This is a genomic window from Ancylomarina sp. YFZ004, from assembly GCF_054254355.1.
Window position 1 is genome coordinate 427678 of record NZ_JBTCHQ010000002.1, and the last position, 17545, is coordinate 445222.

Annotated in this window: 12 protein-coding genes; 4 read left to right on the forward strand and 8 right to left on the reverse strand. The window is 35.7% G+C overall.

Annotation, left to right across the window (positions count from 1 at the left end; translation table 11 throughout):
- Nucleotides 1-144: 144 nt before the first annotated feature.
- Together ACXR6G_RS05070 and ACXR6G_RS05075 are read left to right on the forward strand one after the other, a co-directional pair.
- Nucleotides 145-963 (forward strand): 2,3,4,5-tetrahydropyridine-2,6-dicarboxylate N-succinyltransferase, encoded by an 819-nt coding sequence (locus ACXR6G_RS05070; protein WP_458360316.1) that lies wholly within the window; start codon nt 145-147, stop codon nt 961-963.
- A gap of 93 nt (nt 964-1056) precedes the next feature.
- The gene (locus tag ACXR6G_RS05075) at nt 1057-1620 is read left to right on the forward strand and encodes an L-threonylcarbamoyladenylate synthase (protein WP_458360317.1); all 564 of its coding nucleotides are present in this window, start codon (nt 1057-1059) and stop codon (nt 1618-1620) included.
- Between the two features lie 77 nt (nt 1621-1697).
- Here ACXR6G_RS05075 and ACXR6G_RS05080 read toward each other — a convergent pair whose 3' ends face one another.
- From ACXR6G_RS05080 to ACXR6G_RS05100, 5 genes are all read right to left on the reverse strand, one after another.
- Nucleotides 1698-2570: a diacylglycerol/lipid kinase family protein gene (locus ACXR6G_RS05080; protein ID WP_458360318.1), complete on the reverse strand. Its 873-nt coding sequence runs from the start codon at nt 2568-2570 to the stop codon at nt 1698-1700.
- A gap of 150 nt (nt 2571-2720) precedes the next feature.
- A complete protein-coding gene (locus ACXR6G_RS05085; RefSeq protein WP_458360319.1) occupies nt 2721-3449 on the reverse strand; it encodes a toxin-antitoxin system YwqK family antitoxin in 729 nt (242 codons plus the stop codon).
- A 159-nt stretch (nt 3450-3608) separates the two neighbouring features.
- The gene (locus ACXR6G_RS05090) at nt 3609-4529 is read right to left on the reverse strand and encodes a DUF58 domain-containing protein (RefSeq protein ID WP_458360320.1); all 921 of its coding nucleotides are present in this window, start codon (nt 4527-4529) and stop codon (nt 3609-3611) included.
- A 125-nt stretch (nt 4530-4654) separates the two neighbouring features.
- Nucleotides 4655-4972 (reverse strand): thioredoxin, encoded by a 318-nt coding sequence (gene trxA, locus ACXR6G_RS05095; protein ID WP_458360321.1) that lies wholly within the window; start codon nt 4970-4972, stop codon nt 4655-4657.
- A 95-nt stretch (nt 4973-5067) separates the two neighbouring features.
- Nucleotides 5068-8658: a DNA polymerase III subunit alpha gene (locus tag ACXR6G_RS05100; protein WP_458360322.1), complete on the reverse strand. Its 3591-nt coding sequence runs from the start codon at nt 8656-8658 to the stop codon at nt 5068-5070.
- A 643-nt stretch (nt 8659-9301) separates the two neighbouring features.
- On the opposite strand from ACXR6G_RS05100, the gene ACXR6G_RS05105 reads away from it, so the two are divergent.
- Nucleotides 9302-10126, forward strand: coding sequence for a universal stress protein (locus tag ACXR6G_RS05105; RefSeq protein WP_458360323.1), 825 nt, complete (start codon nt 9302-9304; stop codon nt 10124-10126).
- A 67-nt stretch (nt 10127-10193) separates the two neighbouring features.
- On the opposite strand, the gene ACXR6G_RS05110 is transcribed toward ACXR6G_RS05105, so the two are convergent.
- From ACXR6G_RS05110 to ACXR6G_RS05120, 3 genes are all read right to left on the reverse strand, one after another.
- Nucleotides 10194-12377 carry a DUF748 domain-containing protein gene (locus ACXR6G_RS05110; RefSeq protein ID WP_458360324.1) on the reverse strand — a complete coding sequence of 728 codons (2184 nt, stop codon included), beginning with the start codon at nt 12375-12377 and terminating at the stop codon, nt 10194-10196.
- 239 nt (nt 12378-12616) lie between these two features.
- The gene (locus ACXR6G_RS05115) at nt 12617-15484 is read right to left on the reverse strand and encodes a DUF748 domain-containing protein (RefSeq protein ID WP_458360325.1); all 2868 of its coding nucleotides are present in this window, start codon (nt 15482-15484) and stop codon (nt 12617-12619) included.
- A 322-nt stretch (nt 15485-15806) separates the two neighbouring features.
- The gene (locus tag ACXR6G_RS05120) at nt 15807-16568 is read right to left on the reverse strand and encodes an exodeoxyribonuclease III (RefSeq protein ID WP_458360326.1); all 762 of its coding nucleotides are present in this window, start codon (nt 16566-16568) and stop codon (nt 15807-15809) included.
- Between the two features lie 137 nt (nt 16569-16705).
- Between ACXR6G_RS05120 and ACXR6G_RS05125 the strand changes: the two genes are divergently transcribed.
- The gene (locus tag ACXR6G_RS05125) at nt 16706-17497 is read left to right on the forward strand and encodes a class I SAM-dependent methyltransferase (protein WP_458360327.1); all 792 of its coding nucleotides are present in this window, start codon (nt 16706-16708) and stop codon (nt 17495-17497) included.
- Nucleotides 17498-17545: the final 48 nt, after the last annotated feature.

Sequence of the window (17545 nt, forward strand, 5' to 3'; positions counted from 1 at the left end):
AATTAATCAAATAAATCAAAACTCTTTCTTAGCTTTGTCGCAATTAATCAAAATTTCAGACAAGTTCTTAGGCTGTAATGTTCTACAAAACCAAGTATTACACTATAATGTCATCACCGAGCCGAAGAAATAAAACAAGTAAACATGTACGAAAATTTAAAGCAAAGTATTGAAGCTGCTTGGGAAGATAGAAGTCTTCTTAAAAGTGCTGATGTCCAAAGAAATATTAACGAAGTTATCGAACTTCTTGACAAAGGTGTCCTTAGAACTGCTGAGCCGATTGAAAACGGATGGCAAGTTAACGAGTGGGTGAAGAAAGCTGTTATTCTTTATTTCCCTATTCGTAAAATGGAAACTATTGAAGTTGGTCCTTTCGAGTTTCACGATAAAATGGCTCTTAAAACCAATTATGCAGAACTTGGCATTCGTGTCGTTCCTCATGCTGTTGCACGTTACGGAGCTTTCATTGCTCGTGATGTTGTGATGATGCCTTCCTATGTTAATATTGGAGCCTATGTTGGTGAGGGGACAATGGTTGACACTTGGGCTACTGTTGGATCATGTGCTCAGATTGGGAAACATGTTCACTTAAGTGGTGGTGTTGGTATTGGTGGTGTTTTAGAACCAATTCAGGCTGCTCCGGTTATTATTGAAGACAACTGTTTCATCGGATCACGTTGTATCGTAGTTGAAGGTGTTCATCTTGAAAAAGAAGTGGTGCTTGGAGCCAATGTGGTTTTAACCAAATCAACCAAAATTATTGATGTAACGGGTGAAGAGCCTGTAGAGTATGATGGTTTTGTTCCAGCTCGTTCAGTTGTGATTCCAGGTACAAGAACTAAGAAATTCCCTGCTGGTGAGTATCAAGTTCCTTGTGCATTGATCATTGGTAAGCGTAAAGCATCAACCGATCTTAAAACTTCATTAAACGACGCTCTACGTGAGTACGACGTTGCCGTTTAAATAACAAGAAATACTTAAAGTATTTAGAGTTTAGAGTACTTAAGGTTAATTCCTTATTAGACTTTAGGCACTATAAGTACTTAAAACTATATTATGCATAACGATATAAAAAAAGCTTTAGAAGTTCTTAAAAATGGTGGAATCATCCTTTATCCTACAGATACAATTTGGGGTATTGGTTGTGATGCCACGAATGTAGAAGCTGTTAAACGTGTGTATGAGATTAAGGAACGTGAGGATTCCAAGTCCATGTTGGTGCTTATGGAAAATCCAAATCGCTTAAACTCATATGTTGATGAAGTTCCTGATATCGCTTTAGATCTAATTGATGTTACGGATAAACCCATGACTATCATTTATTCTAATGCTAAAAATCTAGCTCCGAATCTGATTAATTCTGATGGAAGTATTGGAATTCGAATCACAGAGGAAGCCTTCTCGCAACAGTTGATTCAGCGTTTTCGTAAACCTATCGTTTCAACTTCTGCAAATATTAGTGGTGATGCTCCTGCTCAGAATTTTGCTGAAATCAATCAGGATATTATCGATGCCGTTGATTATGTGGTTGAATATCGTCAAGATGAAATGACAAAAGCTCAAGCATCTAGCATTATTAAAATTGGGGCCGATTGGGGAGTTCAAGTCATTCGAGAATAAGCCAAAGGATAAGCTACAAAATAAACAAGCCCTTAACTCATTCAAGTTAAGGGCTTGTTCTATAATAATGGTAAAAACTAATCCATCTTAATTAGCTTGATTTGTTGCTTTTTTAAGGAGATATTTAAATCTTCAGTCATCAGCCTAGGCTCACCATCAACATGATAAGTTTTTGAATTTGATTTAATGACCATATCACTAGCTCTCAAATAAGTCATGTATTTGGAGTTCTTAAACTTACCCGTAAACATCTTATAGACAACAATGGGTGCTAAAATTAATGGGTATTTCTTCATCAATACCACTTCGAGCAAACCATCATCGTATTTAGCCTCAGGAGCAATAATAGCATTGTTACCAAACTGTCGTGTATTAGCCAAATAAACTCCCCAGAAATTCCCGGTCACTTTAACTTGCCCAAGGTACAATTCAACTGAAATTGGTTTGTAGGAGAACAAGCCTTTTATAGTGCAGAAAATGTACTTTTTAAGTCCACGAAACTTACTCCCATCGAATAAGGAAGCGACATAGCTATCAAAGCCTAAACCAGCCACATTTATGGAGTAATCATCGTTAATCTCTGTTATATCTACCTTCCGGATTTCACCCCTTAACATCTTTGAAATAAGATTCTCAACATCATTTGTGAAACCAAGCTCACGAGCAAAACCATTTCCAGATCCATTAGGCAAAACGGCTAATATAATATCTTTTTTCGCCAGCAAATGCTTCAAGGTACAATTCACACTACCATCACCTCCACAAATTACAATGACTTTGTAATCGTCAACTTTTTCAGCCCATAGTCCATTAAATTCTTCAAGGCTTTGTGTTAAAATATAGTCGATTTTATATCCACTATTCTTTATCTGTTTAATAATGGCATCAGGCTTTTGTGAACCTGAATTTGGATTGATAACAAAAAGGATGTCACTGGCTTTAATCTGCATGTGGATCTTATCTAGTATTAGTAATTCTCTGGCTTTAAATAATCTTAAGCTAAAGCCTTATCGGTTGAAAAAGGAATTCCAAAAATAAACGAATTTTTGTTATAAAAAATGTAGGGAGGCTAATTCAGGGGTATCTATTATATCTAGATATTAATTGTTCTTAATACGAATCTCTTTTTGCACAACATAGATATTACGGCAAGAGGTTCTATACTTTGCAACAACATTAACGACTGTATCAAGGACTTGACCTTTAGAGTAGAAAAAATCAATCTTTCCCGATCCTTTTTCAGCGGATATCACATCTGCCCCAATAGGGATGTATTTATTTTGAACCAAAGGGGTAATATAAAACTCCACATTCCTTGAATAATTATTTAAAAACATTTTGAAGTTGACTCGATCAGAACGAACAAATTGCTGACATTCAATTGATGGAAAGGTTTTTCGTAAACTACCATTACGCTTGTATTCTTTTAAGCCAATACCAGCTTTACCTCTTTTGTAAGGTGTTTCAGCCCAAATTTTACCATTCGGGAAAAATTTCTTTTGAATACCATCCTTTTTATCATTCACATAAGGCGTTAAAGAATAGACTTGACCATTCTTATGGTATTTTTTTGCCATACCATGTAATTCATCTCCAACATAAAAAACTTCATCACTTAATTCTCCTGAATCATAAAACACCCGAGCGGCTCCTTCTCTAATACCATTTTTATAAAAAGTTTCAGATCTCAATTTGTTCTTACTATTGTACTTTTTCACCCAACCTTCCAATACTTCTCCATCTTCATTGATAATGACAGTCTCCCTCGTGGGTTTTGATTCACAAGCAAATAATAAAAAAATAGAGAATATAAAGAGTAGTCGTTTCATTTTATAAAGTCGGTTATTCTATAAAAATAAATAAAGCTAATGAATAATAAAATTTAGTGATGGAATAATAACTTATCAATAATGGAAATAGGCTTATTCATAAGAAATTTGGCCCTTTAGAGCCATCATTAGTTTCAAATACAATAATTTACAAAGGAATCAACCCAGCTTTTTACGTTTAATTAAGTAGGCTTGCAAAACGTCTTTAAAAGGTTTACGTATGTCAGCCTCAACAAAGTCGATCGCAAATTGAGAACAAAGAAGTTTCATCTCACCGTAAAATGCAGTTTGCTTTTGGCTAAAAGCTTCTCGAACCTCAGACGGATTCAACTTTAAAGTTTCACCTGTTTCCATATCAATAAACTTTGAAGGACGATTGGCAAAATTGAATTGGTTTTCCAGATCATGATCCGTCACAGCAAATAAAACAACTTCATGCTTGTTGTAACGTAAATGCTGCAAGGCTTCCAATATTTCCTGGGGACTATCATCTCCCATTAAATCAGAAAAAATGACAATTAAAGAACGTTTATGCAAGGCCTCCGCTAGATGATGCAGATTATCAGAAAATTTCGTATTCCTATTTAAATTAAGATCTTCTTTATTGTAAATTTTTAATAATTCAGCATATAATCTATGAGCATGCGTTAAGGATAATTTTGCAGGTGTCAGGAGTTCTATTTTATCCGAAAAAGTAGATAAGCCAACAGCATCGCGTTGATTACGTAAGAGATGGATCAAAGCGGCCGAACAAAGCACAGAAAAAGCCATTTTAGAGACTTTTTTGTCTTTGTAAGGGAAAAGCATAGACGAAGAGGTATCGAGCACTAGATGGGCTCTTAGGTTTGTTTCTTCTTCGAATTGCTTAACAAAAAGTTTATCGCTTCTGGCATATAGTTTCCAATCGACATGCTTGGTCGATTCGCCCTTATTATACAAGCGATGCTCAGCAAATTCAACAGAAAAACCATGGTAAGGGCTACGATGCAATCCAAGAAGAAAACCTTCTACAATTTGCTTGGCCATTAGTTCCAAATTATCGAAAGCTTCAAATTCTATTAAGTCTGATAATTGCTTCATAATTTTGATTGCATAATTGTGATAATCTGAACGATTCTTGTCAGAAAGACTTTTACAAATTTGACAAAAAAAAGGCATAGAATAGAATTCTATGCCCTAAATATGATAACATGTTTTACTATCGACTATAGTAAAGCATTCATTTTTTCAGCTATAGCTGTTTTTGGAACAGCACCAACTTGCTTATCAACAACCTCACCATTTTTAAGGAAAATAATGGTAGGAATGTTACGAATACCAAATTTAGCAGCAGTTGCAGGACTTGAGTCTACATCAACTTTAGTTACTACAAATTTGCCTTCGAAATCCTGAGCTAATTCATCTACGATTGGTCCTACCATTCTACATGGTCCACACCATTCAGCCCAAAAGTCAACCAATACAGGCTTATCAGACTTCAAAACTATCTCCTCGAAATTAGTATCATCTACTTTAATAGTCATGGTTTTTTTTATTTTTTGGTTTATATGCAGCTGGATATTTTATTTAGAAACACTTATATCTAGCTATCTAAGAATGTTAATTTTAATGACGCAATTTAGTTAATTTTGAATTCAATTTCAGAATTATTTTTGAAATATTCTATCAAATCAGTAGAAAGTTTTACTTTACAGGTTCTTGAGAACATTTTTAGTCTCATTTTCCCCTCATCAACAATCACAAAATTAACTAACAAATTGCCTTTATTATCTTCATGTGTCAAACAATTCTCCATCTCAGTTACAATCTCCTGAGTTAATTTCATAACTGGTATTGTGATTGTAATTCGCTTCACTTTTTCTTCCAGAACTTCAGAAAGTAGCCCAATAGATTTTATCTTATATTCTAATTCAACAGAATCTTTAGGCCAGGAACGTTGCTGAACGCGTCCATTAATGAAAACAGAAAGTCCTTCAACAAAATAATTGTTAAACTCAACAAAATCTTTACCAAAGAAAGGCAATTCATAAGAGTCTGTAAAATCTTCGATGTTAACAATTGCAAAAGGATTACCTGTTCGAGTTATACCTCTTCGAACGGCCGTAACCATACCAGCAATATTAATCTCCTTATCCTTAAACTGAAGCATATCTGCAGAAAGTTGAGACAAGGAGGCATTACAAAACGAATCAATCTCCAATCGATAATCATCAAGTGGATGTGCTGAAAGGTAAATTCCAATTAGGGATTTTTCCTTATTCAAACGTTCAAGTTTATTCCATTCTCCTAAAGTAGGTACCTTAGGAGGTGTTACGACATAATCTTCTACCCCACCAAAGAGCGTTTGCTGCGCCATAGCTTTTTCGGCTTGTAACTTATTACCATACTTGGATAAAAGCTCAATAAAAGGCGTTTCGAATTCATCACATGAAAAATACTGGCTTCGATTCAGTTCAAAACTATCAAAACCACCCGACATGGCTAAATTTTCAAGCGTTCGCTTATTAACAGTTCTCAAGCAGACTCGCTCTACAAAGTCAAAAATATCCTTAAAGTCTCCGTTTTTTCTTTCATTAATAATATCTTCTACTGCAGCCTCGCCGACTCCTTTTACAGCAGCCATTCCAAAACGCACAGCCCCATCTTTATTCACCGTAAAACGAAGGTAAGATTCATTGACATCTGGACCAAGAACAGGTAAACGCATACGCTTACACTCATCCATAAAAATGGTTACCTTTTCAATATCAGAAAGATTACGACTTAGAACTGCCGCCATAAATTCTGCTGGATGATGTGCCTTTAAATAACCTGTTTGATAAGCTATATATGCATAACATACCGAGTGAGACTTATTAAAAGCATATTGTGCAAAAGCTTCCCAGTCTAACCAAATTTTATCGATAAGGTCCTCAGCTTTTTCAATTTTACGTACGATTTCTTTATCATCAGCAACCTTCATTTTGAAGGTTTTTCCTTTCCCCTTAACTTCCTTTTCAAAGCCTTCTATAAATTCCTCGTTGGCCAAACAACCATCGATAAATTGAACTTTGAGCTTATCCATTTCAGCAATCTTCTTTTTACCCATTGCCTTACGCAAGGAGTCAGACATACCACGTGTAAATCCCCCTAGTGCTCTAGATTGGAGCATCACCTGCTCCTGATAAACCGTAATCCCATACGTATCTTTTAGGAATTTCTCCATGATAGGATGATCATAGACAATCTCCTCTACCCCATGCTTACGATTCACAAAGTTGGGTATGTATTGCATCGGCCCTGGACGATAAAGAGCATTCATAGCAACAAGGTCTTCAAAACGGTTAGGTTTCAATCCCTTTAAGTGCTTTTTCATTCCTGGAGATTCAAACTGGAAGATACCCGTTGTTTCACCATGAGAGAATAACTCGAAAGTTTTCTCATCATCCATTGGAATGGCCTCAATATCTATGTCAATGTCTTTAGAAAGTTTAACATTGGCTAAAGTATCCTTGATGATTGACAAGGTTTTTAGTCCTAAGAAGTCCATCTTAAGCATACCGACATCCTCTACAAATCGACCATCATACTGTGTGACAAGTAGGTTTACTCCCTTCACTTTCATGATAGGAATATGTTCGGTCAGATCATCACGACCAATAAGAACACCACAAGCATGTACTCCAGTCTGACGAACAGAACCTTCAAGATGTTCTGCGAATCCTAATGTTTGTGCTACAAGTTGATCGTCCGATGTTCGTTCTCGCTCAAGTTCGGGCTCTTCTTTAAAGGCTTTTGCCAAACTTACCTTGGGTCCATCAGGAATCAGTTTAGCCAAACGATTGGCCTCGGACAAGGGTAATTTCAGAACACGGGCCACATCCTTGATGGATGATTTGGCTGCCATGGTTCCAAATGTTACAATTTGTGCCACTTTTTCGTGTCCATATTTTTCAGTTACCCAATCCAATACTTGCTGACGTCCATCGTCATCAAAGTCGATATCGACATCGGGCATGGAAATACGATCCGGGTTAAGGAAACGCTCGAACAGTAAATCGTATTTAATTGGGTCAATATTGGTAATTTTAATGCAATAGGCTACGGCCGATCCTGCTGCTGATCCACGACCAGGTCCTACAATCACGTCCATATCTCGAGCTGCCTTAATAAAGTCCCAAGTAATTAAGAAATAACCCGGGAATCCCATTTTCTTAATCGTATCAAGCTCAAAATCCAGACGCTCAATAATATCTTTTGGCAGATCTTTACCCCAACGCTCATAAGCACCTTCGAAAGCCAAGTGACGTAGAAACACATCGGCATCATCAAAACCATCAGGCAGTGGAAAATCAGGCATTAATGGCGGAATATTCAGCTCATAGTTCTCGACCTTATCTGCGATTTCCTGTGTATTTGCAATGGCTTCTGGCACATCAGCAAACAGTTCACTCATTTGAGCCGTTGTCTTCAAGAATTCCTGCTTGGTGTAGCGCATTCGAGTTGGATCATCCAAATCCTTACCGGTATTCAAACAAATAAGCAAATCATGCGCATCGGCATCTTCTTCGTTCAAAAAATGTGAATCGTTTGTCGCTATCATCTTGACATTGTGCCTTTTCGATAGCTCAATTATCTTTTTATTGCATAGCTCCTGATTGTCGTATATATCTGCATTCTTAACAGGATCATTCGTTTTGTGACGCATGAGCTCCAGATAATAATCCTCTCCAAAGAGATTCTTATACCAATTAATCGTTTCATCCAAATCAGCCCAGCGCTCATTCATAATGTGCTGAGGAACTTCACCCCCCAAACAAGCTGTTGAAATGATCAATCCCTCGTGATGTTTTTCAAGTAGTTCTCTATCGATACGAGGCTTATAATAGAAACCATCAATAAAACCTAAAGATGCCAAGCGCATTAAATTGTGATACCCTACCTTATTTTTTGCCAAAATAATCAGATGATATCCCGATCTATCCTGTCTGTCTTTCTTCTCGAAACGCGTACGACGAGCCACATAAGCTTCAATACCCAAAATAGGTTTGATACCACTAGAGGTAGCCGCTGCATGAAACTCTTTTATACCAAACATATTTCCATGATCAGTCAGGGCAATAGCAGGCATGCCATCTTCCTTAACCTTATCTATCATTCGCTTAATCTTTGAAGCGCCATCGAGGATGGAATATTGAGAGTGAACGTGTAAGTGTGTGAATTTGGTCATCGATACGTATTATTGAAAATTCTTTCTACAAGCGAAACAAATAGGCTAACAAGCCTTTACTAGATCTGAATATAAAATCTGGCATTTAGATCGCATTCCGACAAATTTAATCTTTTCTTCGATTATATTCTCGTGATTACCATCAAAAATATCAATACCCACATAAGCACATTTTTTACAACAAATATTATTACAAAAGAACTGATTCGTTTGACTAAAAAACTCAACAACTGACCTTCAACTCTGATCTATAGGCGATTGCAAAACATATTCTCATACTTATTTCGCTTACTGTAATATTATCGAACATTCATCAAATCATAATTTAGTGAAATAACTAAATATGATGTATTTACCTTCCTTTTCCTTATGCTCATCCATATATTTATAAATAAGAAGTATTTTACACTTAACTACCGCACGCTTAATGTTTTAGCAAGAAATAAATTAATTTAACTTTGCCCACTGATTATCTAGCAATTACAGAAGTCTTAATGGAAGCTAGTTCAACTAAACTAGCCAAGACAAAAATAACGAATCAAGATATATTTACTGATTTTATTGTTTCCTTTTCAAGTCGATTCACATCCAAATAAAGTCCTTGTAGATTAGATTAATCACTTTACTTACAACTGACGAAAACATGACAAAAAATGAAAAAACAATTCTAGTTGCTTGGGACTTTAGCCAGTATGCTGAATATGCCTTAAGCCATGCTCTGTTTTATTCTGAACTAACTGGTTTTGATGTTTATCTTTTGCACACTGTAAAAGATAAATCGTTGGTTGAGGATACACAAGCTGCTCTTAATAAATCCGTTCAGGAGATATGGGAGCACCAGAGCAAAAAAGTAAAAACAATCGTGAAGATTAGCAATATGTCAGACGGCTTAAAAGAGGCCGCTCAAGAATTAAATTCTCTGATGATATTTGGCGGTCTTCTAGGTTTTAAAGGCTTGCAACGTTTTATTGGTCACTATGTCAAGAATGCCATTACAGGTTCTATTATTCCTTCCGTTGTGGTGCAACAAGCAAAACAAAAAACGGATCAACTCACTCTTATTTGTCCAATTGATCACAGTAGACAAAGCAAAACAAATCTAGTTTGGGTACAAGAATTGGCAAAAACTTGCAATCCCAAAATCTATCTAGTTTACCCAGATTGCAATTACTCCACAAGAAATCAATTGGCTAGTTCGAACTTAAACTTTTCTCGTAACTACCTAAAACGTTTCAATATTCAGTTTGAGGAAGAGAAGTTATCTTGTCTAAATTTTAAAGTTAACATGCTAAATTTTGCTGAAAACAAGCATGCTGATTTGATTTTAAATGCCACTAAGAAAGAGTCTAGATTTAATAATTTCTTTTTCAAATCGGAAAATTACAGCCTAATGGCTAATGACAAACAAATACCAGTCATGTCAATTAAACCACAAGAAGGTTTATGGAAATATGGAAAATTCTATTAGGCTTAAAATGTATTTCTGAATCACTTACAACTGAGCTTTTAAACCCCGGATTTAATATCTGGGGTTTCTATTTTAAAGAGACTTCGACCCTATAATTTGGTGACTTTAGTTGCTCGGGCATATTCCTAAGATCAGCTGTTTTCACCTTGAAAGATGCCTCATCCAATGCCAAACTATCCTTCATAAAAGTATTTAGAACAATATTTCGAGTTTCAAGCAAGCTCATAAAAATAGAATCAAGCTCTTGTTTTCCAACTTTCTTAATACACAGAGAAGATACACTAACGCCCTCTACTGAATTGGGATTCAAATAAATCATAAAATCTATATTTGCAGTCGCCCAATTTATCAGTTGATCATCTGCAACATCGGGGAATGAGATACTTTTAGACGTACAGAAAATTCTTATCGAGTTCTTAAGAGCTAAAAATTCTTTCTCTTTCTGCAAGTTCGTTTCCTGAATAAATGAAAAGTACAATTCATCCTTTTTAGTTAAAATCGTCGCAATCTTTCTCAGGTTTTTCTTTTGCCTTGCATCCAGGCTATCTTGTAAGAAATGGAAAGGTATCCTTTTGATACTTTCAGGATCTCCACCGGCTAGATTCACAAGGATATTAAAGGGTTGACTGGCCGTTTTAATTAGAAAATTCATCAAAGTTTTCCAAATAATCTTCCCAACTCTAAAATCAGGATCTGAAGGATTCCCTGAAACTGGCAATTCAAAATCAATCTGATCATCTTTATCCTTTAGTAGATATAAAGCCAGTCGAACGGGTGCTTTTATTGCATTCTTATCTTTAGTTTTATTCCCAAAATCCAATTCTGAAATTTGAATATGGTTCTTATTCTTTAGTCGAGTAGCATTCTTCTCAAGACTTGTTTTATAATTAAACTCCCCTTGTGTGATAGGACGAGCAATATAAAACTCAGTATATGGCGAAAAGCTCATCATATCTAAATTTTCAATATGATTCTTAAAGTTTACGGATGAAAGATCTTTCAAACTAAATGAACCCTCTCCTACAGAACGACCTGTTCCGTGTAAATTCATTGAATACGATATTGGAATAGAATCGACTTTCTCAGATAAGGTTCCCATTTTAAACTCGATATTCTTTAGATCGTAAACGAAAGGTCGATTTAAGGTATTATCAGTAAAGTTCACCAAACCATTCGTCACCGAAATGCTATTAACCTGATAGAATAGATTTGATGCAGTATCAATTTGAGTAGTGATGGTATCAGTAGATAAAGAATCAGCTTTCATGTAGGGAGCCAGCATACGTTCAAAATTGGTCGATTCTTTATCTAAACTTGCATAGATTTCAAGAGAATCAACTTGAACAGCTCCAATTTCGTAATGAGAAGTCCCAACATTCAGAGAATCTAAAGCTACTTGCACATTTTTAGCTGCAAACAGCTTTTTTTCAGCACCATCTTTCATCTCAAAGTCGACAACATTCGTTTGTCCAGACACAACCAAATCCATTGGGTTATCAAGATTTCCTTTTAGATGAATAGCGGTATTTAACTGTCCCGAAATAGCTGAAATATCAATATAATCTGTCAAATAAGCTTTTATAGGTTTCAAGTCAATCGACTGTGTAGTAAGATCAATAACATAAGCATTCTTTGCATGGTCTATATCGGCACTAACTTGTACACGCCCCTTATCTCCCATGGCAAAGTCGACTCCCATTTCCGATTTTTCGTTGTTCCAAGCGATCAGAGGCAATTCCAAATCCATCTTCTCAAACTCAATGGTGTTATCCTTTAAAACATCAGTATAACGAATAGCTCCATTCTTAAAATGAATGTTTTTTATGGAAAATTTCAAGTCTTTTTTCTCAGTCGGTTCTTCTACAACAGAATCCTGTTTAGGTATCATGCTATCAAAATTGAAACCAAGGCTATCCTGAATAACTGACACATCCAAACCATCAAGATAGATCTTCGAAAAAGCATATTCTCCTGTGATTAAATGCCAAGGCGAAAAATTAACATGTAACTCGTCGAATGCCACAAAGCTGCTGATTTTATCTTCCTCGAAAAGCTTAAATTCCTTTACTCCAAGAGAAACTTGTGCATAATTAAAGTGCAATTCTGATATATTAAGCTTACGTCCTACCAACTCTTCACTATTCTTCACCACCCAATATTTAATTAGAGACGATAGAAAGAAGAAGAGAACAAAAAGGAAAGCAAAAATTGATATTAGAATCTTTTTGCCCTTTGATAATTGAAAGTTCATAATGGTGAAATTGGAATATAATTGAAATAAAAATGCTCTATATTAAAGAATTAAGCCTCTTTATGAAGACTTAAACCAGTCAGTAGGTTTAAAACACAAAATTAAGTTTTTATTTGCTCAACAAATAGAAATCTTAATTGAAAAATCAAAACTAAAACAGGAGGTCGTAAAAAGCTAAAAATGAGAATGAAATAATAAATGAAAACATGAATATTGTTCTAACTGATTTGAAAATAGTCCTACTTTAAAGATACTTCTACACGGTAATTAGGTGATTTTATAAGCTCTGGCATATTCCTGAGGTCAGCCGTTTTAACTTCGAATGATGATGAATCTACACTTAAACTGTCTTGCATAAATACTTGCAATGATCTGTTTCTCTTTTCCAATAGGTTCAAAAACAGATCATCGAGTTCAGCTTCTCCAAGCATCTCGATGCACAAAGCTGAAATAACTTCACCTTCTTCGAGATTTGAATTACTTTTTAAAAAATCTATAAATTCCATATTGGTAGTCCACCAATCCAATATTTGTCTATCAGAAACATCTGGTAAAGCAATTTTTTTAACAGTGCAAAAAGAGCTGATACAACTTTTAAGGGCTAACAGTTCCTTTTCTTTCTGAAGGTTGGTTTCCTGAATAAAAGAGAATCGTAATTTCTCCTTTTTGCTTAAAACCAAAGCAATTTTATTGAGCTTTTTCTTTTGCAGGTCATCTAAACTATCCTGTAGAAAGTGGAAGGGGATCGTTTTGATACTCTTTGGATTCGCTCCAACCAAATGTCCCAGAATATTGAAAGGCTGGCCAGCGGCATTAAGCATGAATTTCAACAGTGCTTTCGAAATGATTCTGCCCAATCTGAAATCTGGATCCGAGGGGTTTCCTGTAACTGGCAATTCAAAATTAACCTGGTCCCTATTATCTTTCAAAATATATAAAGCCAATCGAATGGGAGCTTTTATGGCATTCTCCTCTTTCATTTTTTTACCAAATGCCAAACTTGAAATATGTATCGTATTGGTAGCATTCAATTTTGTATCATTCATTACTAAGCTCGACTTATAATCGAGTATACCTTGATTGATGGGGAGAGCGAAATAATATTCGCTATATGGAGAAAAACTCATCATATCCAGATTATTTGCCTGACTTTCAATAGATATGGATTTCGCATTTTTCATGCTAAAAGTCCCCTCTCCTGCTAAACGGCCTGAGCCATGCATGTTCATAGAATATGAGAATGGGACACGTTCTTCATTCTCGGATAATGTACCCAAAGTAATATCAATCTGTTTAAGGTCGTAAACAAAATCTCGCCTCATGGTTTGATCGACAAAACTTAGTAGTCCATTACTCAATGAAATGCTATCGATTTGATAAAATGGAGTTATCACATCAGATTGATCTTTTAGGCTATCCTCTGCAAAGAAATAAGTCTGCATGGGCGGGCTAAGTAAGATTCTGAAATTGTTCGAAACAGTATCTATGCTAAAGTAAATTATGGGTGAATCAATACGAAGCCCTCCCAGATCGAAATGAGACGTTCCCGGATTTAGGGAATCTACTGTAACATCTATGTTTCGTGCTGAAAATAGCTCTATTTCACTACTATCTTTCATTATTAAATCAGTTAGATTCGCTTGACCGGATAAAGTCAAATCAGCTGGTTCAGTTAGACGTCCTATGAGCTGAAGGTTTGTATTTAACTGTCCTGAAATGGAACTTAACTCTAAATAATCCTTAAGGAAAGTCTTTAGGGTATCCAAATCGACAGACTGCGTAATAAGATCCATTTCGTATGTATTCCGAGCATGATTCGTTACTACTTTCGCACCAACTTTTCCCTGATTGCCAAGCTTGAAATCGACATCAAACTTTGATTTCGTTCTGTTCCAGGCAATCCATGGTAAGTCCAGGTCAATCTTCCTAAAGTGCAATCGGTCTATCTCAATATCAATGTCTTCGAAATCATAAACAAAATCGCGCTTCAAACTATCCGTAGCAAGACTAAGGAGACCATTACTTACCGAGATATTATCGATTTTGTAGAATGGATATGTTCTGTTAGGTATTTTTCTCAAACTATCCATTAAATTATAATAAAATCGCATAAATGGGCTAATCATTCTACTGTAATTATTGGAGATGGTATCCAGACTTAGAAAAATTTCAGGCGAATCGATATGAAGCTTTCCAAGTTCGAAATGAGAGGCTCCCAAATTCAGAGAATCAAGAGAAGCTTCAATAAGTTTGGCTTCAAACAGTTTGATATCATTAGTATCTCTCAACTCAATATTACCAATATTTGCCTGTCCCGATATGATAAAATCTGTTGGCTCACTTAGGCTTCCCAAAAGTTGAAGTGACGAATTTAACCGACCCGATATGGCGTTTATATTTAAATAATCTGTGAGGTAAGCCTTAATGTGATTCAAATCGATAGTTTGCATTGAAATATCAACAGAATAGGAATTCAGGGCATGATTCATATCGGCATTCAGTCTTATTTTCCCTTTATTTCCAAAGAGTAAATCCACCCCCATTTCAGATTTATTGTTATTCCAGGCAATTAAAGGGAGTTTGAGATTGATATCCTCGAATTTTACAATGTTATTCTTTTCAAGGTCGGTATACTTAATGTATCCATTTTTAAACTGAATATCTTCTAATGAAAATTTCACTAATTTCTTCTTGTTTGTCTCATCTAACCCAAAATCACGTTTGCGTATTATATCATCGAAATTAAAGCCGATACTGTTGTGAACAACAAAAACCTTTAAACCATCGAGATAGATATTGGAAAAAGCATACTCACGTTTTAACAACTGATAGGGCGAGAAATTGAAAAGTAACTCCTCAAAAACTATAAAAAGACGCTTCGGATTTTCTTCTAAAAGCTTGAATCCTTTTATCTGTATTTTTGCCTGAGCATAATTGAAATGCAACTCGGATATCATAACCTTTCGTCCAATCAAATCTTCACTATTATTCACCGCCCAATGTTTTACAAGCGACGAAAGAAAAAAGGAAAGAAAGAAAAAAAGGATAAACAGAAAAGTCAAGACAGAGATCAGAATCTTTTTGCCTTTGGAGAGTTGGTATTTCATAATACTAAGAGTGAATTCTGATCTTAAATAACTAGTCTATAAGTTAGTTAATTATCTCTACGATCACAAAAGCTTTTGATTACCTGCTACTTAATTAGTAATTAAAAACAAAGCCGCCAGATTCAATATCTGACGGCTTTTATATTATTTCAAACCTTGCTCCTGCAGATTTAAAATCTGCAGGTTTCGAGCTGGAGGTCTTTGACCTCCTAGTAATACAAATATTGGTTTATTTGATAAGCGATTACTAACATGCTTCATGAACGAAGAGAATAAATCACCAATTCCTCAAGCCCAGATTGCAAATCTGGACTGGCAAGTATTAATCGATCTCAAGCACAACAGGGCAATGATCCGAATGTACCACATCGGCAAGAATTGAAGCACCTTTTAGCCTCTCTCGCAAGCTTTCGCTCACCATATTATAATCGATGCGCCAGCCTAAGTTTTTACCACGGCAACCCGCTCTATAGCTCCACCACGAATACTTATCTGGCGACTGATCGAATACTCTAAAGCTATCGATAAATCCTGAAGCAATAAATTCAGAAACCCACTCTCTTTCTTCCGGAAGAAAACCAGAAACGTTTTTCTTCTTCTCAGGATTGCTGATATCAATTGGCTTGTGACAAATATTATAATCACCCGCAATAATCAGGTTCGGAATCTCCTTTTTCAATTCCTGAATATAGCCATGGAAATAGTTCAGCCAATTCATTTTATAATCTTGACGAATACCTCCAGTTGTTCCTGAAGGATGATAGGTTGACATCACCGAAAAGCCATCAAAATCGGCACGAATAGCGCGTCCTTCAACGTCGAATTCTTCATTATCAACACCGATATATATCTTATTCGGTTTAATCTTCGTTAGGATACCCACGCCAGAGTAACCCTTCTTCACTGCCGAATGCCAGTAGCAATGGTATCCCAGTTCTTCGAAAAGGTGAGATTCAATTTGCTCTGGCTGAGCTTTGGTTTCTTGAATGCATAAAATATCTGGGTTTTCAGCTTTTAACCAGCCTACCAAATCTTTACTAATAGCGGCACGTATGCCATTTAAGTTATAGGATATGATCTTCATAATCGGATAATTGTTTTAAAAAGAGAACGTCACATTTATCGTTCATCTTGTGTTTACAAGATCTAAAAGTAAGAAAAATAGATCGAGATAGAAATACAGATGAATTCAATATCAGCATTCTTTACTTTCTTTGTGAGATGAAGTCAAACCAATATCAAATGATTCTTGATGCCATAGCAAAAATGGGCATCTCAAAAACTGATATCACCCGAAAGCACACATCTTCTTTCGATGAGTTTCATGTTCGTGGAAAAGCTGTGAGTGAAGAACTGTTCTCACAAATTGAACTGAATAAAGATTCTGTGGTTCTTGATTTAGGTTGCGGACTAGGCGGTACTTGCCGGATGTTAGCTGAAAAATACGATTGCTTCGTTCATGGTATTGACTATTTAGAGCAACACATCAATACAGCAAAATCCCTTTCTAAGCTTATAGGTCTTGATGATAAAACCCATTTTAATCAAGCTGATGCAACAGCACTTCCCTACCCTTCAGAACAGTTTGCTTTGATAATCACTCAGCATGTACAAATGTGCATTGAGGATAAACAAAAGCTATACGCCGAAGTCAAACGAACTCTAAAAAAAGGTAGTCGATTTATCTATTACGATGTACTTAAAAAGAGCGATGATGTATTAAACTACCCACTCCCTTGGGTTGATGAATTAGTTAATAACCATCTCATAACATCTAATCAGCTAAAAGAGCAACTCGATTCTCTAGGTTTCCAGAAAGTATCAACGCAAGATCAGACACAAAAAGGTATTGATTTCCTAAGCAGCTTTCTAGCTAAAGCCAAAGATAAACCTGTCATACTCACAGGTCAAAAGATATTAATGGGCGACAATGCCCTTGATAAAATCACAAACCTACATCAAGCTTTAAAAAATGGAGTTGTTGGTTTGGAAAGTGGGGTTTACAAATTATAAATTTAAAATTATGAGTTAGGAATGTGAGGATGTGGAAATTAAAAAATC

Excerpts from the sequence above, each read along its gene's own strand:
- ACXR6G_RS05110 (WP_458360324.1), bottom strand. The coding sequence starts at position 12,377 with ATGAACTTTCAATTATCAAAGGGCAAAAAGATTCTAATATCAATTTTT.
- ACXR6G_RS05100 (WP_458360322.1), bottom strand. The coding sequence starts at position 8,658 with ATGACCAAATTCACACACTTACACGTTCACTCTCAATATTCCATCCTC.
- ACXR6G_RS05085 (WP_458360319.1), bottom strand. The coding sequence starts at position 3,449 with ATGAAACGACTACTCTTTATATTCTCTATTTTTTTATTATTTGCTTGT.
- ACXR6G_RS05115 (WP_458360325.1), bottom strand. The coding sequence starts at position 15,484 with ATGAAATACCAACTCTCCAAAGGCAAAAAGATTCTGATCTCTGTCTTG.
- ACXR6G_RS05090 (WP_458360320.1), bottom strand. The coding sequence starts at position 4,529 with ATGAAGCAATTATCAGACTTAATAGAATTTGAAGCTTTCGATAATTTG.
- ACXR6G_RS05120 (WP_458360326.1), bottom strand. The coding sequence starts at position 16,568 with ATGAAGATCATATCCTATAACTTAAATGGCATACGTGCCGCTATTAGT.
- ACXR6G_RS05125 (WP_458360327.1), top strand. The coding sequence starts at position 16,706 with ATGAAGTCAAACCAATATCAAATGATTCTTGATGCCATAGCAAAAATG.
- ACXR6G_RS05080 (WP_458360318.1), bottom strand. The coding sequence starts at position 2,570 with ATGCAGATTAAAGCCAGTGACATCCTTTTTGTTATCAATCCAAATTCA.
- ACXR6G_RS05105 (WP_458360323.1), top strand. The coding sequence starts at position 9,302 with ATGACAAAAAATGAAAAAACAATTCTAGTTGCTTGGGACTTTAGCCAG.
- ACXR6G_RS05070 (WP_458360316.1), top strand. The coding sequence starts at position 145 with ATGTACGAAAATTTAAAGCAAAGTATTGAAGCTGCTTGGGAAGATAGA.
- ACXR6G_RS05075 (WP_458360317.1), top strand. The coding sequence starts at position 1,057 with ATGCATAACGATATAAAAAAAGCTTTAGAAGTTCTTAAAAATGGTGGA.
- trxA (WP_458360321.1), bottom strand. The coding sequence starts at position 4,972 with ATGACTATTAAAGTAGATGATACTAATTTCGAGGAGATAGTTTTGAAG.